This window comes from Lactiplantibacillus daoliensis (assembly GCF_005405005.1).
GTDB lineage: Bacteria > Bacillota > Bacilli > Lactobacillales > Lactobacillaceae > Lactiplantibacillus > Lactiplantibacillus daoliensis.
The window spans coordinates 105681-127990 of sequence record NZ_BJDH01000003.1 but is presented as its reverse complement, the minus strand read 5'-3'; the positions used below and the strand labels follow the sequence as shown (position 1 = coordinate 127990).

Annotated in this window: 19 protein-coding genes; 5 read left to right on the top strand and 14 right to left on the bottom strand. The window is 41.4% G+C overall.

The window, feature by feature from the left end; genetic code table 11:
* Nucleotides 1-75: 75 nt before the first annotated feature.
* Nucleotides 76-1071, bottom strand: a complete 996-nt coding sequence (locus FFM64_RS04895; RefSeq protein ID WP_137606889.1) for a LacI family DNA-binding transcriptional regulator — start codon at nucleotides 1069-1071, stop codon at nucleotides 76-78.
* A gap of 347 nt (nucleotides 1072-1418) precedes the next feature.
* Here FFM64_RS04895 and kduI point away from each other — a divergent pair, with 347 nt between their 5' ends.
* Together kduI and FFM64_RS04885 are read left to right on the top strand one after the other, a co-directional pair.
* On the top strand, nucleotides 1419-2264 hold the full coding sequence (gene kduI, locus FFM64_RS04890; RefSeq protein ID WP_105451946.1) for a 5-dehydro-4-deoxy-D-glucuronate isomerase: 846 nt from the start codon (nucleotides 1419-1421) through the stop codon (nucleotides 2262-2264).
* A 114-nt stretch (nucleotides 2265-2378) separates the two neighbouring features.
* Nucleotides 2379-3359, top strand: a complete 981-nt coding sequence (locus tag FFM64_RS04885) for a 2-keto-3-deoxygluconate permease (RefSeq protein ID WP_137606888.1) — start codon at nucleotides 2379-2381, stop codon at nucleotides 3357-3359.
* Nucleotides 3360-3464: 105 nt separating this feature from the next.
* On the opposite strand, the gene FFM64_RS04880 is transcribed toward FFM64_RS04885, so the two are convergent.
* On the bottom strand, nucleotides 3465-4226 hold the full coding sequence (locus FFM64_RS04880) for an IclR family transcriptional regulator (RefSeq protein ID WP_137606887.1): 762 nt from the start codon (nucleotides 4224-4226) through the stop codon (nucleotides 3465-3467).
* Between the two features lie 306 nt (nucleotides 4227-4532).
* On the opposite strand from FFM64_RS04880, the gene kduD reads away from it, so the two are divergent.
* Together kduD and FFM64_RS04870 are read left to right on the top strand one after the other, a co-directional pair.
* Nucleotides 4533-5348 (top strand): 2-dehydro-3-deoxy-D-gluconate 5-dehydrogenase KduD, encoded by an 816-nt coding sequence (gene kduD / locus FFM64_RS04875; protein WP_137606886.1) that lies wholly within the window; start codon nucleotides 4533-4535, stop codon nucleotides 5346-5348.
* A gap of 60 nt (nucleotides 5349-5408) precedes the next feature.
* Nucleotides 5409-6053, top strand: coding sequence for a bifunctional 4-hydroxy-2-oxoglutarate aldolase/2-dehydro-3-deoxy-phosphogluconate aldolase (locus tag FFM64_RS04870; protein ID WP_137606885.1), 645 nt, complete (start codon nucleotides 5409-5411; stop codon nucleotides 6051-6053).
* A 640-nt stretch (nucleotides 6054-6693) separates the two neighbouring features.
* Here the strand turns inward: FFM64_RS04870 and FFM64_RS04865 are convergent.
* The 3 genes from FFM64_RS04865 to FFM64_RS04855 are packed head-to-tail and all read right to left on the bottom strand — an operon-like array spanning nucleotide 6694 to nucleotide 12014.
* Nucleotides 6694-7965 (bottom strand): glycoside hydrolase family 125 protein, encoded by a 1272-nt coding sequence (locus FFM64_RS04865; RefSeq protein ID WP_137606884.1) that lies wholly within the window; start codon nucleotides 7963-7965, stop codon nucleotides 6694-6696.
* A gap of 52 nt (nucleotides 7966-8017) precedes the next feature.
* Nucleotides 8018-10639, bottom strand: a complete 2622-nt coding sequence (locus FFM64_RS04860) for a glycoside hydrolase family 38 N-terminal domain-containing protein (protein WP_137606883.1) — start codon at nucleotides 10637-10639, stop codon at nucleotides 8018-8020.
* Nucleotides 10640-10664: 25 nt separating this feature from the next.
* Nucleotides 10665-12014, bottom strand: coding sequence for a PTS sugar transporter subunit IIC (locus FFM64_RS04855; protein WP_137606882.1), 1350 nt, complete (start codon nucleotides 12012-12014; stop codon nucleotides 10665-10667).
* Between the two features lie 198 nt (nucleotides 12015-12212).
* Between FFM64_RS04855 and FFM64_RS04850 the strand changes: the two genes are divergently transcribed.
* On the top strand, nucleotides 12213-12932 hold the full coding sequence (locus FFM64_RS04850; RefSeq protein ID WP_137606881.1) for a GntR family transcriptional regulator: 720 nt from the start codon (nucleotides 12213-12215) through the stop codon (nucleotides 12930-12932).
* 72 nt (nucleotides 12933-13004) lie between these two features.
* On the opposite strand, the gene FFM64_RS04845 is transcribed toward FFM64_RS04850, so the two are convergent.
* The 9 genes from FFM64_RS04845 to FFM64_RS04805 all read right to left on the bottom strand — a co-directional run bounded on the left by FFM64_RS04845 (nucleotide 13005) and on the right by FFM64_RS04805 (nucleotide 22145).
* A complete protein-coding gene (locus FFM64_RS04845) occupies nucleotides 13005-13490 on the bottom strand; it encodes a PTS sugar transporter subunit IIA (RefSeq protein WP_137606880.1) in 486 nt (161 codons plus the stop codon).
* A gap of 14 nt (nucleotides 13491-13504) precedes the next feature.
* The gene (locus FFM64_RS04840) at nucleotides 13505-13882 is read right to left on the bottom strand and encodes a hypothetical protein (protein WP_137606879.1); all 378 of its coding nucleotides are present in this window, start codon (nucleotides 13880-13882) and stop codon (nucleotides 13505-13507) included.
* Nucleotides 13875-14456, bottom strand: a complete 582-nt coding sequence (locus tag FFM64_RS04835; protein WP_171000291.1) for a PTS sugar transporter subunit IIB — start codon at nucleotides 14454-14456, stop codon at nucleotides 13875-13877. Before FFM64_RS04835 ends, FFM64_RS04840 begins: the two co-directional genes overlap by 8 nt.
* Nucleotides 14457-14658: 202 nt before the next feature.
* On the bottom strand, nucleotides 14659-15435 hold the full coding sequence (locus tag FFM64_RS04830) for a MurR/RpiR family transcriptional regulator (protein ID WP_137606877.1): 777 nt from the start codon (nucleotides 15433-15435) through the stop codon (nucleotides 14659-14661).
* 220 nt (nucleotides 15436-15655) lie between these two features.
* Nucleotides 15656-16987, bottom strand: a complete 1332-nt coding sequence (locus FFM64_RS04825; protein WP_137606876.1) for a 6-phospho-alpha-glucosidase — start codon at nucleotides 16985-16987, stop codon at nucleotides 15656-15658.
* Nucleotides 16988-17188: 201 nt separating this feature from the next.
* Nucleotides 17189-17869: an HAD family hydrolase gene (locus FFM64_RS04820; RefSeq protein ID WP_137606875.1), complete on the bottom strand. Its 681-nt coding sequence runs from the start codon at nucleotides 17867-17869 to the stop codon at nucleotides 17189-17191.
* Nucleotides 17870-18310: 441 nt separating this feature from the next.
* The gene (locus tag FFM64_RS04815) at nucleotides 18311-18811 is read right to left on the bottom strand and encodes a hypothetical protein (protein ID WP_137606874.1); all 501 of its coding nucleotides are present in this window, start codon (nucleotides 18809-18811) and stop codon (nucleotides 18311-18313) included.
* A gap of 37 nt (nucleotides 18812-18848) precedes the next feature.
* Nucleotides 18849-20714: an alpha-glucoside-specific PTS transporter subunit IIBC gene (locus FFM64_RS04810; protein ID WP_137606873.1), complete on the bottom strand. Its 1866-nt coding sequence runs from the start codon at nucleotides 20712-20714 to the stop codon at nucleotides 18849-18851.
* A gap of 87 nt (nucleotides 20715-20801) precedes the next feature.
* Nucleotides 20802-22145 carry a 6-phospho-alpha-glucosidase gene (locus FFM64_RS04805; protein WP_137606872.1) on the bottom strand — a complete coding sequence of 448 codons (1344 nt, stop codon included), beginning with the start codon at nucleotides 22143-22145 and terminating at the stop codon, nucleotides 20802-20804.
* Between the last annotated feature and the right edge of the window lie 165 nt (nucleotides 22146-22310).

Below are 22310 nucleotides of genomic sequence, written 5' to 3'. Positions count from 1 at the left end.
ATTTATAGATTATGATGGTTAGTCGCATTTGTCAACCGCTTCATCATAATGTCACATCCGGTAAAGCACAAAAGTTTAAATTGAATACCGATCCATGACATCCGCAGATAACGTATGTACTTTAGCAGCTGGCTCACAATTACGTCCTTGCATCAAATCCATTAATATCTCCGCCGATAACCGGCCAATATAATCTGGATACTGTTCAACCGCTGAAATCCCAGGATTAACCAGGCCGGCCCAATTCCAGTCATCATAACCCGTGACCCCAGCTTGTGCTGGAATTGATAGCTTCAAATTCTGACAGATACGCAAAACCCCGGTTAAAACTTTGCCATTCGCAGCAAATATCAAGGGATGTTCACCGGACGCAATTAAAACTGATAGCTGCTTCTGAATCTCAGCCTGATTCTCATCATATTCAATCACTTCAACAGGCAATGGCGCAATCCCCACTTTAAAACCTGCCAGCCGATGCTCACGTGTTGAAACCGCTTTAATGTTTTCGCTAATAAAAATTCCCATGGTGTACTTTTGCCCCGAAATCTGCCCCAACTGACCAAGATACTGTGAAGCACTATAATTGTTAGTCACAATTGTATCCCATTGTAAGGGACTGGTTTCACGATCAACGAGGACCATTGGGACCTTTTCCGCGGCAATAAAATCATAGTCTGCCGATTGGCGAGAATTGGGTTGCAAAATGATCCCTTCGACCGACTGATCCAAAAGTTGCTCCAACTGTTCTTTTTCTTGCACAACTGAATTACTAGACTCCATAATGATCATTTGATAGCCTAAGGTTTTTAAATAACTATCAATGCCCTTCAACAGTAATGAAACATAAATATTAGAAATATCGGCAATCATGATGCCAATCAGGCGACTGTGATTCGTTTTTAACGATTGTGCCCGTCGATTGGGACGATAACCCATTTCCTTCACTGTATTGGCAATCCGCTGACGGGTCTTAGCTGACATATGTGAGTAATTTTGATTCAGAAAGCGCGACATTGTTGATTTGGACACGCCAGCCGCTAGTGCAACGTCCTGAATGGTGGCTTTTTCCATAGCATTGATAGTCCCTTCCAAATTTCAATAAGTTACTTTCATTCTAGTAGTTGTCAGACCAGTTTGCCAACTATTTATCATTTCCTACTATACAATGCCTTGATTGTCCGGCGTGTTGTCATACTTTTTTAGACTAGTTTCTGAAAATGTTCCTCACATCTCTCTAATATCCCCATGTATTAATTAAATTTTGATTCTTACAATCCTGATATTATGCGTTTTGTTAATAAGGACTTACTACTAACTTACTTTTTTCCACTTGCATTTTTTTTGATAGCCGTTATACTGAATTTGTAAGCGCAAACAAGAAATGTGTTTTCTTATTTAGAAAATGGAGGGTTTATTTTATGTCATTTAACATGGTAACACGCTATGCACATAGTCCCGAAGATATGGATCATTACAATACAGATCAAATGCGGGAACAATTTTTAATGGAAAAGATTTTCAGTGCCGGTGATATTTATTTAACTTATACTTATAACGACCGGATGATCTTTGGTGGGGTTACCCCAACAACTGAACCATTAGAGATTAAATTAGACAAACAATTAGGTGTTGACTTCTTCTTACAACGCCGTGAACTTGGCTTTATCAATATTGGTGAAGGCGGCTCAGTAACAATCGATGGTAAGAAAGAACATATCGAACCACATGACGGTTACTACATTGGTATGGGTACTAAGCATGTCGTCTTCGAATCAGACGATGCTGACAAGCCTGCCAAATTCTACGTCGTTGCAACACCAGCTCACAAGACCTATCCTTCAAAGAAATTAGCCTATAAAGACTCAATTTCAATGCCTTTAGGTGATCAAAAGCATATGAACAAGCGGGTCATTCACAAGTATATCGATGCTTCACAAATGGACACTTGTCAATTACAAATGGGTTATACGGTTCTTGAACCAGGTAACTCATGGAATACGATGCCAGCTCATACCCATGCTCGTCGGATGGAAACATACCTTTACACTGAATTTGGCGATCCAGATACTCGTGTTGCGCACTTTATGGGTACACCTAACAACACTAAGCATATCTTCCTTGAACCAGATCAAGCTGTTGTCAACCCTAGTTTCTCAATTCACTGTGGTGTTGGGACAACTAATTACTCATTCATTTGGGCAATGTGTGGCGAAAACCAAACTTATGATGACATGGACCAAGTCGACATGCATGACTTGCGTTAATCATCAGTAAAATACTAATAGTTCTGATAAATGCAGGGCCACGGCTCTGCATTTATTATTCACAAGAGTGATAGCGCTTGCACAAAAAAAGAGACATAGAGAGAAGATTTTAGCATGCCAATTAAAAAAGCAATTGATAAAGTACCTGGTGGCATAATGATTGTGCCACTCATTATTGGAGTATTGATCCACACCCTGTGGCCTAAGCTGGACGTTGAATTGTCCGGGGTCACAGGCTCGTTTATGGTTGGAACCTCGGCCTTATTATTCGCCTTCTTCTTCTGTATCGGTACGGGAATTAATTTAAAAGCCTCTGGAAAAATCGCGGCCAAAGGGGTCACGATGTTACTCGTCAAAGTCTTACTGGCGGCCCTGATTGGGATTCTTATCAACAAGGTATTGCCAATCACTGGGATTACCAGCGGTGTCTTTGCTGGTTTCTCAACCTTAGCCGTAATTGCCTCCTTTAACGCGGCCAATGGTGGTCTGTATACGGCCTTAATGTCCACGATTCCAAATCGTGAAATTGACTTAGCGGCCTACCCTTTCTTTAGTATTCAGTCAGGACCATTCTTTACGATGCTGACACTGGGAATTGCCGGCATTGGCGCTTTCCCTTGGCAAGCACTCGTTTCGACCTTGGTCCCATTTGTTTTAGGACTCGTTCTAGGTGGTTTAGATCCCGAAATTCGGAAGATGTTCCAGCCAGTTGGTGGGGCTTTAATTCCTTTCTTTGCTTTTACAATTGGTTATAGTATGAACTTTAGTATGCTCTTAAAGTCTGGCCTAGTCGGTATCTTAATGGGCGTTGCTGTCGTCTTTGTCAGTGGTTTCGTCCTCTATCTTGCCGATCGTTACATCGCGCGTTCTGATGGTTTAGCGGGCTGGGCGGCTTCTTCAACTGCAGGTGCTGCGATTTCTGTCCCCGTCGTTATTGCTGAAATGGATAAATCGTTTAAACCAGTTGCCGAGTCAGCCACAGCGATTGTGGCAACTTGTGTCTTGATTACGGCGATTTTGACGCCAATTGTCACCATGTGGTATTACCGTCGTTTACAACGAAAAGGACTTGTTCCAAAGGATCCGACTAAATAAAATCATGATCCCTCCTAGATTAATTGAGTTTTAATTCGTCGCTTCACTATTGGAACCAAAAAGGTTGGTACTGTGAAATCTCACAGTGCCAACCTTTTTTAGTGCTTAAAGCAATTCTTGAATTTGATGCTGGGTTTCTAACACCAGCCGAATAAAATTGCGCCGTTGTTCTTCTGGAACGCGATACTTTGGTGCACTCACACTAAACGCCCCGTAAAGTTGTTGATCCTTAACGATTGCCGCCCCAATACAATAAATATCGGGCTCATTTTCTTCATCATCGATCGAAAAACCGACGTTTCGGATATTCGTTAAGTCGCTTCGCAACTGTGGAATTTTCGTGAGCGTGTTCTTCGTCACTGGCAATAATTTAGTCCGGGCAAAGTAAGCTTTTAACTGCTCATCTGAGTACTGGGATAAAATCGCTTTCCCCATCGATGAAGAATACAAGTTCATGCGACCACCGATTGTTGACTTTAATTTAATACTCGAAGGACTCTCGAGCTTTTCGACTAAAACAACGCGATCATCTTCACAAACGCCTAGATTAACTGTCTCACCCGTTGCATCCCGTAACTGCTGGAGCAACGTTCTCGTGACGGAACGAATATCAAAGCTCTCAGACGCCTTCTGACCGTACATCAAGAACTGGGTACCAAGATAATACTTTTTGGAATCGGAATCGCGCCGGACAAACCCTAAAGCCTCTAACGTCGTCAGAATTTTTAAGGTTGTCGGTGTATTAATCGTTGCAGCTCGGCTCACTTCATTCAATGTTGGTGCGGATTCAGCAGTCAAAATTGCATCTAAAATCATTTTAGCTTTAATGAGTACTGACCCATAAAGCTTTGGTTTATCATTTACCATCAGCTATTCTCCTCAAATTGATGGATTTTCTCTTTTAATCTCTATGCTTTTACACTAAATGATTCAATCAGCCAATGATGACTAATTTCAATATTTCCTATCTGGAAAATAATTCATTCTAAATTATACTGTTTACTTTCCAGATTAACAAGTATTACCGTCAAAACGTTAATTCTACGTATTTGGTACAAAGATAATTAAAATAACACTTGATTTTTTGTCGTAAGCGCTTTATATTATTAGGTGTGATAAGGAAATTCAATTTCCTATAAAGAAAAAATATAAATTTGAAGGAGTGTTTTTAACATGGCAGATACACGCGAAGATATTTTAGCTCGTGAAAAGGATTTGGACCATTTCAATATGGACTTGTACTCATTAAAGGGTAAAGTTGCCGTTGTTACTGGTGGTGATACTGGTTTAGGTCAAGCTTACACGATTGCTTTTGCTGAAGCCGGTGCTGACATCTTTATTCCTACCTTTGGTCAAACTGGTTGGGAAGATACTCGTAAGATGGTTGAAAAGCGCGGTCGTAAAGTTGAATTTATGGACGTTGACTTAACCGAAGAAGGTATTGCTGATAAAGTTATCAAGAAGGCTGTTGACACATTTGGCCACATCGATATCTTGGTTAACAACGCCGGGATGATCAAACGTAACCCATTGCTTGAATCAAAAGATTCAGACTGGGATCGCGTTATCGGAATTAACTTAAGTGCCGTTTACCACATGTCATTGGCTGCTGGTAAAGTTATGGCTAAGCAAAAATCAGGTAAGATCATTAACATTGGTTCAATGCTTTCATTCCAAGGTGGTAAGTTTATTCCTTCATACACCGCAAGTAAGCATGGGGTTGCCGGCTTAACTAAGTCATTTGCAAGTGAATTAGCTGCTTACAACATTCAAGTTAATGCTATCGCTCCTGGTTACATCAAGACTGCTAACACGGAACCTATTCGTGAAGATCCAGCCCGGAACAAAGAAATTCTTGATCGTATTCCAGCCGGTCATTGGGGTGGTACTTACGAATTAATGGGTGTTGCCGTATTCTTAGCAAGTGCTGCTTCAAATTATGTCAATGGTCATCTATTAGCTGTTGACGGTGGTTACTTAGTACGTTAAGCTAACTGCGGCATTCTACTACGAGTACCAAATTGAATTGATTACAGGAGAGTAATACACATGCAAAAAGTCGAAATTTTGAAAAACATCGAAGCTGCTGGTGTCATTGCCGTTGTTCGCGGCAACTCACCAGAACAAGCTATTAAAACTTCTGAAGCTGCCATTAAAGGTGGCGTCAAAGGAATTGAATTAACTTTTACAGTTCCTAATGCCAATGAAGTCATTGCTAAGTTAGCTGAAAAGTACGCCGATACTGATGCCGTTATTGGTGCTGGTACCGTGCTTGACGCACCAACCGCTCGATTAGCAATTATTGCTGGCGCTAAATTTATCGTGGCTCCTACTTTTGATCCCGATGTTGCTAGATTATGTAACCTCTACGAAATTCCTTACATTCCTGGCTGCATGAGTGTTACTGAGATGCAAACCGCAATGCAATATGGGTCAAGTCTTGTTAAGATGTTCCCTGGAAATATCTTATCTCCTAAGATGATTGGCGACGTCAAGGCACCATTCCCACAAATTAGCATCATGCCTTCTGGCGGTGTTAATCTTGACAACTTGAAAGATTGGTTTGCTGCTGGTGCAACTGTTGTTGGTGCCGGTGGTAACCTAGTTGGACCTGGCGACAAAGGTGACTTTGATACCGTCACTGAAAATGCCGTTAAGTACATGAAAGAATTCAACCGTATTAAAAACGCTTAATCATTTCCACTCATCCATCATCAAATTATTAAGCGCTTCTATTACCTCAACCTATATATTGTTATAAAATTATGGAACCCATTAGATGAAAAGTGCAATTCATCTAACGGGTTCCATTTTTTATACTTTATTTAATTACAAGTTGAAAGGTCAAAAACGATTGTAACTACCGTGATATCAGTAACTGTCGTTCATAACTTATGACGAACGCTCCGTCAGTCAGAATCGGTGTGCTGTGAGGGACGGCGCCAGCCAAGGTACGGTCTGGCACCTCACTTCAAAGCCGATAAAACACGTCTTTGAATTGCCCCGCGAGATTAGTCAGCCAAGAACGCTGACTAATCTTGCCGACACTGCACACCGATTCTGACTGACTCCGCTAAGCGTAAATAACGCATTTATCCAAAAATGAACTACTGACTTAGCTGGAGGTTGTTGCTGATAGCATCGGACGTGCAGGTGGCGTTTGACCGGCGTTCTTTTGCCGGCCTTACACCACGGACGGTCCGGGAAATTTGCGGTTTTGGCAAAGTTTCCGGGCGAGGTTCAAGACGTTTCTATGGCTTGAACCGGTCCCACGTTCGCATGTTATCAGTAACAACCGGAAGCGGAAAGAGTCGAGCAACGTACGCCGAGGGGCCTAAACCCCTAAGACATCTAATGCTAATTCACAGTAGGTCATATTCGCCCACGAGAACCAGTCCCGGGTATACTGACTAACATCATCGACGCTGACACTTTCATGACATTGACCAGTTTGATTATCCGTTGTCGCTATCTTTTCAAGTTGGGCAACTTTGACCGTTTGATCCGTCGACGTCAAGCCCTCCATAGCCAGGCTAATCGGCCAGACATAAGCTTCCGGCGTATGATTACTGCCAATCCCTGCTAATACCTTACCACGATAATAATAAGGATTCTGAGCACTTAGAATGAACTCACGGGTATTTTGATAAATGACATCCTCAATAGTGGTATAACCAATAAACGGTAGCGCCAGCAAGCTTGGGACATTGGCATCATCCATTAATTTCTGATGGCCGAGCCCATCCACTTCATACGCATAGCCGACTTGACCAGTTGGCAATGTCACCAATGCATAACGAGTAATCCCCTGTTGAATGGCTGCAACCAACGTTGTGACGCGATCCTTGAGGTCACCAAGCTCATTCGGAATAAACGGGCTTAGCCGGGTCAAAACGGCAATTAAGAACAAGTTTGATGGCACATGATAACCGTACTCACACGCATTGTCACTCGGCCGAAAGCCATCCCAGACCATTCCAGTGTAACCCACTGGTGTCCCCTTGCCATCGTTCGTCAGCGTGTCATTAGCTGGACAGTCGACCCGTTTGAAGTAATAAGTTGACTGTTCATGATGCTGCTCCGTTTCCAAGACCGTCATGATTAGCGCTAGCGTCTGCCAGAATTCGGCATCCAAAAAATCCACTTGATCCGTCTGTTCAATTAGTTTCAGTGCCAAAAATAGCGGGGCACAGAGCGAGTCAATTTCAAATTTACGTTCCCAAACTAAGTCAGAGATGGGCTGATCAGACTCATCATCACTCCAATGAGCACCTGATGCCGTCTGATTAAACGCATTTGCGTATGGATCATGTTGAATATAACGTAACTCGCGACGCAAGACACCTACTAATACCGTTTTTAACTCGGGAATGACCGACATGAGTTTGACATAAGGTAGCACCTGAAAAGTCGCATCCCGTAACCACATGGCGGGAATGTCACCAGTCTTAACAAAGAATGTGCCATCGGCTTCGGCGTTCGTTGCTTTAGCGACCGCATCACTTAATAAGTGACGGAATAAAGTCGTCGTTTCATCAGTGGACAACGTCTGCTTGGCAGCGAAAGCGTCAATTTTTACTGTTAGGTCGTTTAAATCAAGTTTCATTGTAGCCCCTCCTAATTAAAACACCCCGCAGTTACGCAGGGTGTTTGGTCGTTTAGCAACAAGCCGATTGAACTGGATAAATGCCATAGGTCCGAATTTCACCAGGACCAAAGTCCGCTAAAGCTAATTCTAGCACGTTCGTGGCCAGATGTTTGGTCACAACGTTGTTTAAGTTAAGTTGTTTGATGACGCTATTTTGACCCAATACCAGGTCACCAGGATGGTGCAAGGCTTGTTTCGTTGGATTATAAACCCGTAAAACAAAACCGGTCCGATCCGTGGTCGTTGTTAAAGCACTAATAACCAATTGCGGTGTCTTAGCCTCAACGATGGGCGCATGTTTTAACCCAGCAGTCATTGGATTAATTTGGAAGTATTGAATCGGGCTCGTAAATCGATCTAAAGTCTGATTCTGATACGCCAGCGTCCCTGCCGACAAGGTATGGTGACGAGCTTGCAACCATGCTGGATCAAATGTCGCATCCAAACAAAGGCCCCCACTAAAGGTCATCGTTCCTAGCAGTTGGCTATCTGGTGTTGGCACATACTTCGTTTGCAACCCAGAAGCATCGCTTGGTCGCCGTAACAAGTCCGGCCGGCCTAGGTAGCCGACACCGCGATATAACGTGATTGCCAACTGATCAAACTGGTTACCGACAAGCTGAAAGTCCTTCTCACCTAATCCCAGCCAGGTCCAACTATGTTGCATATCGTGGGTATTGGCAAAGTGTAAGAATGGCCGTAAAGTTGTCGGTTCTTCATGGTACCCGATTTCGCGCCAATCGGCTAAATGCGGATCAATCACCGGCCGTTCGATATAGCCAAAAGGCGTATCTGCGTAGCTTGCTTGTGCTTGCACATCGGTCTGAATCATCAAGCGTAGTCGATGATCCTTAGCTTGATTGTCTACCGTTAAGTCGACACCCAACACTGAATCTGCCTGCTTTAAAGTTAAAGTCAACGTATAAGGGATGTTGGCACTCCGCTTTTGATCAGCTCGTTCAGTCAAATCAGCTGGCAATCGCCAGCTACCAGTGAGTTTCAATTGTGACATCAGCGGTCCCGCAATGCCTGCCACTTGAGCTGATTTGAAGTCTAAGTTTAACAGCCAATCTTGATAGGCCGGTGAATAGTCATACGTGTCGCCTTCATCGCCACCATCTTCTAATTTTAGGAAATCCCGATACGTGGTTTGGGTACGCTTGTCAATCAAAGTAATCCCGGTCGAGTTAGCAGAAACTTGATAATACTCATTTTCAATCATATTAGTGGTTGCTTGGTCACCGAAGTTCCCTGCAATTTCCGTCACTTTTAATCCAGTCCAGTCCGTTGCTGGAATCGTTAACGACACTGCCACCGTTGTCTCATAAGACAAGTCTGCGGTCATTTCGGCCGAGTCATGCCGTAAGGTCGCCCAATCTACCGTTCGCTGGCTCAGGACTTGGAAAGGCACTGGTTGCTGTTGCTCATCGGTTAACATAAACTTCGGTAAGCGTGACTCAATTTTGACTTCTTTAACAGCTGTCAGTGAACTAGGCGCCGCATTCCAGAAAAACAAGTCTAAATCGGCCTGCACATTGCTACTCAATTTACGCAACAAGTAGGCTTTTAGTGAAATACCAAGTTGCAGCGCAACCGTTCCCCGATGGAAAATGTCACGATTAGTCTCATCGCTATTGCAACCACCCGATGAATCATGGGCTTGGCCTCTAGCAACTGCCTTCCAAATTTCGCCGACGAGGCCTTGTTTCGTTGGAATACCATGCACTTGGGCAATCGCCATCAATGGTTCAACCTCATACGTCATCAAGCGTTCAATGCGATCATAAAGTTGCTTAAGGTCCGCTCGAGAAGAATAGATACCGCGGTGAATCTTAGAAGTACTAGGATCCACAAATTCACCTTGATAAGTTGGTAATGTGGTCTCTTTTGCGAGTGATTTAAAATATTCAGGATAAGTACTTTCAGCTAATTCATACTCATCTTGAGCGGCATTGGCCGCTGCAATCCGTTCCTTAAGGTTGAAATCAACTGGGCGCTGATCGCCACCAACTGGTAAAGCCAGGTTGGTGACCGCTGTATCAGAACTAATCTTATGCAGTAATTCGGCATAGTTATCATTCTCCATCAGTTCGGCACCGACGGGATAGCCATTACGTAAATTGGTCACTAATACTTTAGAATCATCATCGCTCGTCCAATAGAAGTAACGTGCAGACTTCTCTTTGGGCATTCCTCGCCAAAAGATTGCTTTATCAATGCCGAAACCATTATAGATTTTCGGCATATCTTGGCCCTGACCAAAGGAATCCGGTAAATAACCAATTGGCATGGTCCCGCCAAGTTCGGCTGAGAGTTTAAGACCTTGCTGCAAATTTCGGACAATCGATTCACCGGTCGTCACCATTTCATCAATTTGCGTGTACCAAGGGCCAACAAATAAGCGGCCGGCCTTAATGAATTTTCGCATTACAGCACTTTGATCTGGATCACTTTGTAAATAGTCATCAATAATGGCCATTTGACCATCTAACAAGTAATAATCCAGTTGGTTACTTGCCAGCGCTGCTAAAACTTCATCCATATGATAGGCAAACTGTACACGAGCATCTTGACGGGTAAAGTACCATTCAAAATCCCAATGCGTATGTGCCACTACTGAAACTTTTTTCATAAGTCGACTCTCTTTCTAACGATGGCTAGGCAGCTTCTTTAGCGGCAGCCTTAGCTTGCTTTGCAAATTGTGCGCGTTCGCTTCGTTGATTTAAAATGACAAATGGTGAATAGAGCAAGACATCTAAAATAACTAAAACCAAGGTCAAGACAACGGGACTCGTGTGGAACGCACCTAAGATCCAAGTACTCAAGAAGATCGGTTCATTACCAGAGTTCAGAACAACCAGTGGCACAACCCAACCAATTTTAGTGACCGTGTAAGCGATAATCGCATTCATCAGCGGGACAACTAACCATGGAATAAACATAATTGGATTTAAAACAATTGGTAACCCGAAGATAATTGGTTCATTAATCCCGAAGCAACCTGGAATAAATCCTAATTTGGCAATTTCACGTTCTTTTTCACCCTTTTTGGTAAAAATCAACATGGCAATAATCAGCCCAAAGGTCGCACCAGAACCACCAATCATGGCATAAACGTTAGTCATCGTGTTTGGTGCAATCGTGATACCGGCAAAGCTTTGCGTTGCGGCATACTTAGCAACATCTTGTAAGAAGACCGGTAACCAGAATGCGGACATGACTCCCCAAACGATGTTGAATCCGTGTAACCCAAGGAACCACAGAATTTGTTCAACGATAATCACCACAATAATCGCTGGTAACCCAGTTCCGACAGTCAAGAGTGGCTTAATCAAAACTTCAGAGATTAATTCAATTAATGAAACGAAACCTAAACTTTGAATAATAATCCGGACAATCCCGAACATCAGTAAAGCCCCAGTAATTGGGATCAATGATGCAAACGAATCAAAAATATTTTGTGGGACGCTATCAGGCATTTTAATCGTAATCTTGCTCTTACTTAGGCGAGCATAGATATAAACAGAAATCATCCCAACAATTAAACCGGTAAACATCCCAGAATAGTCGAAGAAACTAGTCGCAAAACCTTCAATCACTTTGGCTTTAGGATCAGCAAAGTTGATATTTTTTGGCACCATGACGAAGTAAGCAGCTAGTGCTAAAATAACTGCCAAGAAAATGTTAACTTCTTGATACTTCTTTTTTAACTCCCGCGCATATGAATATGACGAACTCAAAACAACAATAATTCCAATAATTCCTAATGTGGCGGTATTTAAGTAACCAAACAACTCACTCGTATTTGTGAGCCAAACATTGGTAATATGAGCATTTTTAATCCAGGCATCAAGTTGCATCTTAATCAAGTTGGAGAAAGAACCAATGATTGAGAAAGGAATCGTCATGATGAAAGCGTTTTTAATTGCTTGCAAAATACTATTTTGTTGCACCCAACCGGAAGCTTTAAGTAACGGTTCTTGGAACTTTTCGACATTGAAGGCCATAATCTGCTACCCCTTTGATAAGTTATTTTTCAGAAAGCGTTTTCTAACACTTTTGATTATAGCAAGGATAGTACAAATGTAAAGAGGAATATTCCGATTTGTATTGCCAAATTTCTATAATTTTGTCAATATTTGTATACATATAATTTAATTGTGCTACAATATGACTATTAATCAGGACGGTTGGGGTGAAAAAAGTTGTATAGGTATAAAGAAATTTATTCTGACATTAAACGCGACATTTTACGAAATCATTATCGCGCTGGGTCGGCTATGCCAACTCAGGAAGCATTAGCACACAAATATAAAGTAAGTCGGTTAACGCTGCGTAAGTCATTGCAGCTATTGAGTGATGAAGGGCTGATCTACAGTCAGCAAGGTTCCGGAACAATTGTCCGGTCGCAGATTGCCAATAATAATGGCGAACTACTGCCATTAGACCTCCCCATTGGCACAACCTATACTCACCGTGATCAAAAGATCACTAGCAAGATTTTGCTATTCAGTGCGCGGTTACCCGATGAAAACGAACAAAAAAATTTACGAATTGCCGCTAATGAACCCATTTACGAAATTAAGCGCGTTCGCTATCGTGATGGGAAACATTACAGTTTTGAACATACCATCATGCCAACACGCATTGCGCCGCTCGACAAAAAGATCCTCGCTGGCTCCATTTACGATTATCTCGGAGTCAAAAAGAATATCTTCATGACCGATGCACGCCGGGTCGTCTATGCCCAAGCCGCTACCGAAGAATCTAGCCAAGCCTTGGCCGTCACAGTCGGCACACCACTTTTAGTCATTGAACAAATCGCATATGACCAAAAAGGCGACGCTTTCGAATATTCCACATCACAATTTGTCGAAGACCATTCCAAATTCGTCGTCGATGTCCATCGCAGCGAGTATTGGTAACATGTTGTCACAAAAAGGGCGTACAACTAGGTCGACCTAGCTGTACGCCCTTTTTAATCATTCAGACTCACATTACTTTTGATAAGTTAATGTGCCCACTGAGTCACCGTGATCAACATATTGAGGTTCGACTGTCGGAACGCTATCAATCTTATCCATATTTGTGTAGACGATGACGATAGTCGTCCCTTTACCACCAGCTTTAACCTTGTCCAAATCCATGGTTGCAAGAGCTGTGTTTGGTTCAACATGTTCTCCAGGTTTAACGAGCATTTCGAAGGGTTCACCATTTAATTCAACGGTATCGAGTCCCATATGAACTAAGACTTCAAGGCCTTCATCAGTAGTGATCCCAATGGCGTGTTTGGTCGGGAAAACGGTTGAAATTGTTCCAGCAACTGGCGAAACGATATCATTATGTGCTGGTTCAACTGCAAAACCATCGCCCATCATTTTTTGTGAAAACACATCGTCTGAGACCGATTCAATCTTAATCAATTGACCTGTAGCTGGTGCAACCACTGCTTCTGTTTTGTTCTTCTTAAATAGTTTAAACATAATAAATCCTCCGTTCAAATTAATGAGTGCCGTTTACAGACCTCGTAATGGCAATTTTCGTCTAGATCAACTGTTGTAATCAACAAATTACTCGTTAGCGCTTTCAAATCCGCTATTTTTAAGCCGCTAGTGACCCGCTCGCCTAAGTTCACATAAAAAGTAATCAGCTCAGTGGCTACTGCTGGCAAGTGCATCACTAGTAATGTCTTTGACTCATCAATCATGATATCAATCGTTCGATCGCGCTGTGAATAACCTGAGATAACGCCTGCCACCGGTGCATAAATATTAGTATCTTCGCACTTCATCACAATTTTCATTTTGTGCTCATCCGTAGCAACATGATAAACACTATTTGTTGGTAACTCAATATGAATTAATCTTTTAATCACTGTCATGCCGCATCAATTCTTTCGATTTAGTCACATTCATCATCAACATTTGCCGCGCAACATCGGTAGCATCCGCAATATCAACAAATATTCGGTTATCAACAGTTTTAACGGACGTTACCCCAATTCCTAGCTGTAAAATGATATCAAATGGATCTACCCATGAGACATCTTTAACCTGTACCATAATCTGATCATTAACCACCGTAATTTGCTGAATATTGCCATCTAAACCAAAACACTCATAAAGCATCGTGGCTTTCTCGCCAATCGGTGTCAGACCATATTCATCAAGTTCAGCATCATAAATGTCCAGACCGGATATGAGTTGCCGCATTACACTAAGTATTTGGGGGACATCTAAACCGACAATTACTTGAATCGCTTTGCCACGTCGAACAACCGTAATGGCACCATCCGCAATAAATTGCTCGTTGGAAGCCACCGCTGTCGGATCATTCACAGTGACTCGAATTCGTGAGGCACAATTAACGATCTCATCGACATTAGCGCTGCCGCCTAGATCCTTCAAATAATCAACCGCCTGCTGAGAGAAGCTATTCTTTTTCCCCATTCTAGACATCCTCCTGAATCAATAATAATTGCTAAGTAAAACAAGTCGCGAAACTGATTGTACTTAACATAACTTTTTCTTGATTAACCATTTCAAATTTACGATTCAGAACTTAATTAGAAAAATATCGGCAAGCTAACAACTAAAATTACTTGACCCAAATCCAATAAGAAACCGCTAACATTTACTGCTTAAAAAAATGCTAATCTTCTAATGCTTGATTAGTCGTACTGATATAGTTTATCAGTCCCATACTGAATAAATCTATTAAAACATGTAGATCTGAGAAGAATTGTTCTTTTCGATTCTCATAACTCACATTCTTTGAGACCGTATCGTAATAAAGATTGTACTTTGCTATTTGTGACAATTTGTTTTGTCGAAACGATGTAAAGGCCAAGGTTTGTACCCCTTGCAAATTAAAGTTTTGGACCATCTTTAAAACCACATCATTCATGCCAGAATAAGAAATCACAATCAGTGCATCATTTGCATCAATATGTGTTCGTGACAAGCTCATTTCATCGACTGCACTCGGAAAACTAAAGGCCATTTTTCCTGATAAATACAGGTTTCGTTGCAGTTGTTGTGCGACAATTTGTTGCTCCCAACCAGTCGAATAGATAAAAATCGTTTTTGCCCGGTTTAACATTTCATAGATATCATCTAATTTAGTACTTTTAAATTGATTAGACATCCATAAAACCGATTTAACTGTTTGTGAAACAAAATCAATGTTCACATCTTGAACTTGTTTGGCTTCTTCTTGTAGTAAATATTTGAGTTGGCTAAACCCAGTTAGTCCTAACTTCTGACACGCTCTAAATATGGACGACTTAGAAAATAATGACTTCGTTGCAACATCTGCTAAACTTGCCTCTCTAACCATCGTTCGATTTCGATTAATAAACTGGATTATTTCCTTATCCGTTTCATTCAATTCACTAAAGTGTTCGTTTTCCAAAGCTTCTAAGTTCAAATCGCATCCCTCAATCTAACTCGTTTATTTATTTAGTAAATCTTACTAATTACTAAACCACTTAGATTATAACATGCTGCTTAAATGACTATTTTAATTTTTAGTTGCCACAGTCTCAGACATAAATAATCACCTATCACTGATAAAAATAAAGGAGAGCACCCTTATTTTACTATCTAAAGTTTGCTCTCCAATTGTTGTCCCTATTCTGTTTTTCGAATTACTTCAATTCTGGCCAGAAGTCCTTATTGGCAACAACCATGTCATCAAGAATATCCTTAGCAACACCAGCATCAGGAACAATCTTACATAAGCTGAAGGCTTCCCATAACTTCGTGTAAGAATGTTCTTCCCAAGCATCAACAGCTAATTTCTCAACACTGTTTTGTTCAGTGATTAACCCTTTCTGGAAGGTAGCAGCTTTACCCATGGCAATTCGTTCAGCACCAGTTGCACCGAACAAGCATGGAACTTCAACCGTTGCAGTTGGGTCAATATTTGAAATTGCCCCTTCATTAGGGATAATTGCTAACATCCGTTGCTTGGTATCGTAAGCAATCGCGGTACATAGGTCAACGATGTAAGTTGAATGTTGATCTGAAACAAAGTTAGTATCTTTGGCACTACCATTCTTAACGATTCGAGCACATTCACCGAAGACATTCTTTTGACGATAAGCTTCGACTTCATCTGTCCGAGTGTAGTTAGGGTCTGAATGTTTAACTACTTCAGTTGGATATAGATAATACTTCAAATAAGTATTAGGCAACGTGGTTGGATCCAAAGCATAAACATCAGCCGCCATCTTGAAGGTTTCTTCCCAGCTAGCTTCAGTATTCTTATCATAGTCGCCGCCGACCCAATAACCATTCTTAGAAACGTATTCCTTCAAGGCAGGCATCAAATCTTTACCAGTCTTGTCGCGAATGTCTGTCCACCAACCAAAGTGGTTCAAACCATAGTAACGGAAGACTAATTCATTACGATCCTTCAAATTAAGAATTGCGGCCATCCGATCCATGATATCAATTGGCATATCACAAATGTTGATGATCTTTGAGTTTGGACGCAAACGCCGAGTTGCTTCAGCAACAATTGCGGCTGGGTTTGAATAGTTCAACATCCAAGCATTTGGTGAATACTTTTCCATGTAGTCAACTAACTGAATGACACCAGGAATCGAACGTAAACCATAAGCAATCCCACCAGGTCCAGTCGTTTCTTGACCGACAACGCCATGTTTGAGCGGAATCTTTTCATCTTGGCTACGCATTGCGTACTTACCAACCCGGATTTGGGCCATGACGAAGTCAACATCTGAGAAGGCTTCCTCTGGATTAGTAGAAGCTTCAAATTCAACTTCTGGTGCGCGTTCTTTAACTAAGATTCGACAAGCATCAGCAATCTTCTTTTGCCGTTCGCCGTCATTATCGTAAAATTTTAATTTGCGTAACGGGAACTTTTTAATATGTTCCAATAAAGTTAAAACGATTCCTGGGGTATAAGTACTACCACCACCGGCAATTAATACGGAAAACTTTCTATCATCCATGAGTAATTCCTCCTAGAACTATTTATGTCTCACTTGATTACATGCTTAATACTACTCTAAATTTAAGCGCTTACAATACTTTGAAGCGAGCTTGGAAACGGTTTCACAAGCCATCCCATGTTTCATAAATTGAAATATATTTCAACACCTTTTTAGCTTTAGAATCCCTAAAACAAGGGGTTTTCAACGCCTGGAGCACCGCTATTGATTTCCTAATAGCGTTTCACCAATCCGAAAATAATCATTAATCCGCTGATCCACACGTAGGTCCACCGGCAAGCTAACACTGTTCTCTTGTGGATCTGTCACCAAAACAACCTGACCAGCTTGAGCGCGGTTCGCAGCTTGGATACCTGAAACAGAGTCCTCAAAAATAGCACTTTCGGCCTGATCTGCACCTACGTTCGCCATGGCTTTCAAAAAGATGTCTGGTGCTGGTTTACCAGGTAGTGAAGAATCATTCAAAGCCACCTGATCAATAGTAAACCAACGTTCCAAATCCAAATGTTTAAAAAAGAACTCAACATTGGGTCGTTCTGAAGCAGTGGCAATATTTAACTTAACGCCCTGAGCACGACAGTCATCCAAAAATTCCGGTAAACCAGGGACCAGATGAAAATCAGCTGACTGAGATAGACACAGGGCACGATAACCTTGTTCTTTTTCTTCGCTCATGGTTGCTAACTCAGTCTCAGTAATTGGCCGATGCGAATAGTATTCAAAAGTATAACGATTGTTACGTCCGGCAATATGATTTTGAAACTCCGATTCGGTCATTTTAACGTTGAACTTTTTGGCCAAAAAATTTCCCCAAGAAGCCTTTTGAAAAACAGCATCAAAAAACATTGTGCCGTTAAAGTCAAAAATCATGGTATTGATCATGTTAATCACTCCTAAATAGTTATTTTTACTAGGTTGAAAGACTCAATAGCATTACACATGTCGTTGTACCAGTAACCATCACATCTAAAGTAGACCTGCCCAAACTAGCGCTCCATCAGTCAAAACCGATGTGCTGTGAGGGACGGCGCCAGCCAAAGGACGGTCCGGGAGATTTGCGGTTTTGGCAAAGCTGCCGGTCGAGGGTCAAGACGTTCCTAAGGCTTGAACCGGTCCCTCGTCCGCATGTTATCCGCAACAACCAGAAACGGCCATAATCGACTAATTTTCATGACCTAATTGTTGATGTCCTCGAGCAAACCGGCAACTTTTTAACTTTCAACTTTTAGTTATTTTTACAAAAGGACAGCCCAGTCATCACAATAAGTGCTGGCTAAGCTGTCCTCAATCAACTATCACAAACTTTACTTAATCCAATGGCGGTTATTTCAAACCAATTGTAAATAGTAACCACGTACAGATTAGGTAAAATGGTGTACTTCCAATAATCACGGCTAAAGTTTGTTTATCAATGGTTGTTGATTGCGCTGCATTAATATTTTTCGATAGATAGAGCACAATTAAGCCAAGAATAACTGAGATGATGTTGCCAACCATCAATTGTAGTATTGTCAAAATACTAAATGTGACAATTACTGTCATCCGATTGGTTAGCAAGACCGACTTTCTAAAGTAAAGGACATAGGCAACAATCAAATCCATCAGTGTCACGATGAACATAATCGTTGTAATTGGACTCTGCTTAAAGTAAGTCTCTAACCCCATGTTATTCATGTTTAAAGCCAGAGCAATATAAGCAAAGTAAGCTACTGGGACAATCATCAAAACTGCAATATAAATATTTAACGCTTTCCGTAAATCATAGTGCAATCCGGTGATGACTCGGTCAAAAAATCTTGAAATTCTACCATTCTTTGCAACCATCTGGCTGACCCCCTACCTACTAACTAGTAATTCACAACTAAATCAACGACAACATTGCTTGCGCAAACTTTTCATGATCCTTCATATCAATTGTTACTTTCTTAGCATCAACTTTAACACTGTTAATGCCAATATTTAATTCTTTAAAGACTGACTCCTGGTCAACCTCAGCTGGATTAACAACAGTAACGACTAATTCATTAGCAATATCTTCAACATTTTCAATATTTTGATCAGTCCCTAACGAATCCATCAGTAAAACAGCATTCTGTTGCATTGGTGTCAGTTCTTTAACTTCTGGTTTTGATTCAGTATCCATTTGGAGTGGACCACTTGACAAATCGGTCATCTTTTCAAGCACTTGAGCAACATCTAAGCCAACAATGACTTGGATTGCCTTACCATGCCGAACTACACCGACGGCTTTATTAGCTTTAAACATGCCATCTGAGGCAACCTTTTCAGGATCTTTAACCGTAACCCGTAAACGTGTGGCACAACTAGTCATGTCCTCAATGTTTCCGGCACCGCCAAGACCTTCAAGGTAAGCTTGAGCACGTTCGATATATGGATTTGATGGTGAACCAGTCTTTGCTTTGTATTCTTTCTTATTGATTAGCTTAGTATCTTCACCTTCTGCTTCACGACCTGGCGTTGCATAGTTGAAGTGTTGGATCATAATCTTGAAGACAAAGAAGTAAATAACTGAGAAAATTAAACCGATTACAATTTGAAGAACCCAAGTGTGCCAATGGTTAGCCCACAGTGGGATCCAGTTCATACTCAAGAAGTTAATTAACCCACCATCGAATTGACCGACGATCCCAAAAGCGAACATCGTGGCATCCAAAGTAGCAGCTAATAATGAGTGAACGACCCAGAGAACAGGAGCAGCAAACAAGAAAGTAAATTCAACGGGTTCAGTAATCCCAGCAGCGATTGAAGTCAACCCAGCAGGAATTAACAATGCAGCGGTTTGCTTCTTACGGCTCTTCTTAGCAGTAACATAGAAGGCGTAACAAATTGCAGGAATACCGAAGACTTTTTCATTACCAAACAATTCAAAGCCCATTTCTGGTGCCAATGACTTGATTGGTGCGGTACTGGTTGCAAATTGTGATAAATGTTGTAACCAGTATGGTTCCAACCCGCCGGCAACTGCAGCTGGTCCATATTGGAATGGAATGTAAATAAAGTGATGTAACCCAGTAGGAATCAAGACACGTTGCAAGAAACAGTAGACCCAGACCCCTATGACACCCGATGTCTTCATAAATCCTTGTAGCGCAGAAATGCCTAATTGAATCTTTGGCCATACTAAACAAGTCACGAAAGCTAAAACAAACATTGCAGCAAAGCCTAAAATGACAACATATGATGACCCTTGGAACGTTCCTAACCAATCAGGTAACTTCTTGTCAAAGTACTTATTGTGTAACCAAACCACGATCCCAGCAACAACTAAGGCCCCGACGATACTAGTATCAAGTGTCTTGATACCTGCAATCATAGTTAACCCACCGTTAGTCGAGTTCGCAGAAAGTTCAGCGGCATAATTTTTAACACCAAAGGTTGGGCCCCAGATACTTAAAATAGCACCTACAAAATAATTAAAAGTTAAATAAGTGACTAATGATTCTAGTGCGGCCCGACCTTGTGATTTCTTAGCTAGGCCAATTGGTAACCCAACAACGAACAGCAATGGAACTTGACGGAAGATAGTCCACCCACCTTCTTCAATGGTGTACCAAATGCCGTACCAAGTCGTCGTGGTCTTAGCTAAACTTGGAAAAATAGCAGCATTAGTAAACAGGGAGCCAAAAGCAACAATCAACCCAGCAAAGGAGAAGAGCAAAACTGGTACGAACATCGCAGCCCCGAATTTTTGCAATTTCTGCATCATGATTAATTCATCTCACTTTTTTTAAATTAAAAAGAAAGACTAGTACAAATGATTGCAACAGTCTTTCTTAACTACTACTTGTCAAAACTAGTTAAGTTCTGGCCAGTAGTCCTTATTTGCAACAACCATATCATCTAAGATATCTTTAGCGACACCTGCGTCAGGCACAATCTTGCATAAACTAAATGCTTGCCATAGCTTCGTGTAAGAATGTTCTAATAAGGCATCAACAGCTAATTTTTCAACACTATTTTGTTCCGTAATCATCCCAGTTTGATAAGTAGCAGCTTTACCCATGGCTAAACGTTCTGCCCCGTTGGCACCAAACAAACAAGGTACTTCAACCATCGCGGTTGGGTCAATATTTGAAATAGCCCCTTCGTTAGGAATAATTGCTAGCATCCGTTGCTTTGTGTCATAAGCAATCGCCGTACATAAGTCGACAATATAAGTTGAATGATCATCTGGTTTGAACCCAGTATCTTTAGCAGTACCGTTTTCAACAATTCGTGCACATTCGCCAAAGACTAATTTTTGACGATGGGCTTCAACTTCATCTGTTCGAGTGTAGTTAGGGTCTGAATGTTTAACAACTTGGGTTGGATATGTGTAATACTTCAAATAAGTATTAGGTAAGGTCGTTGGATCCAAGGCATAGACATCCGCAGCCATCTTGAAGGTTTCTTCCCAACTTGGTTCGATACCATCTTCATAGTCGTCATCAACTAAATAACCATGCTTTGCAACATGTTTCTTTAATTGTGGCATCAAATCTTTACCAGTTTTATCGCGAACATCCGTCCACCAACCGAAATGATTCAAGCCATAATATCTGAAGACTAAGTCGTTACGATCCTTCAACCCAACGATCTTAGCCATCCGATCCATAATGCCAATTGGCATATCACAGATATTAATAATCTTTGAGTTTGGCCGGAGACGACGAGTGGCTTCCGCAACAATTGCAGCTGGGTTTGAATAGTTAAGCATCCAAGCATTCGGTGAATACTTTTCCATGTAATCGACTAATTCGATAACACCAGGAATTGAACGTAACCCATAAGCAATCCCCCCAGGGCCAGTTGTTTCTTGGCCGACAACGCCATGTTTAAGTGGGATTTTTTCATCCAAGCTCCGCATTGCGTATTTACCAACTCGGATTTGAGCCATCACAAAGTCAACATCCGTGAAAGCTTCGGCTGGATTAGTCGTTGCTTCAAATTCAATTTCTGGTGCGCGTTCCTTAACTAAGATTCTAGCGGCATCCGCAATTTTCTTTTGGCGTTCACCGTCATTATCGTAAAATTTTAATTTACGAAGTGGAAACTTGTCGAGCCCGTTCAATAAAGTTAGAACAATCCCAGGTGTATAAGTACTCCCACCACCGGCAATTAAAACTGAAAACTTACGATCATCTGTTGCGTGAGTCATAAAAATACCCTCCAAACCTTTTTATAGCTTCATATAAAGCGCTTTCATCAATTGATATTTTCATTATTGCATGCTCACTACTGGACCGCAATAAGTTAACGGGATTTAGAATGGCGTTTCAGGATATTAAATTAATTTCAGCTAATGAAATTTTTTTCATACATT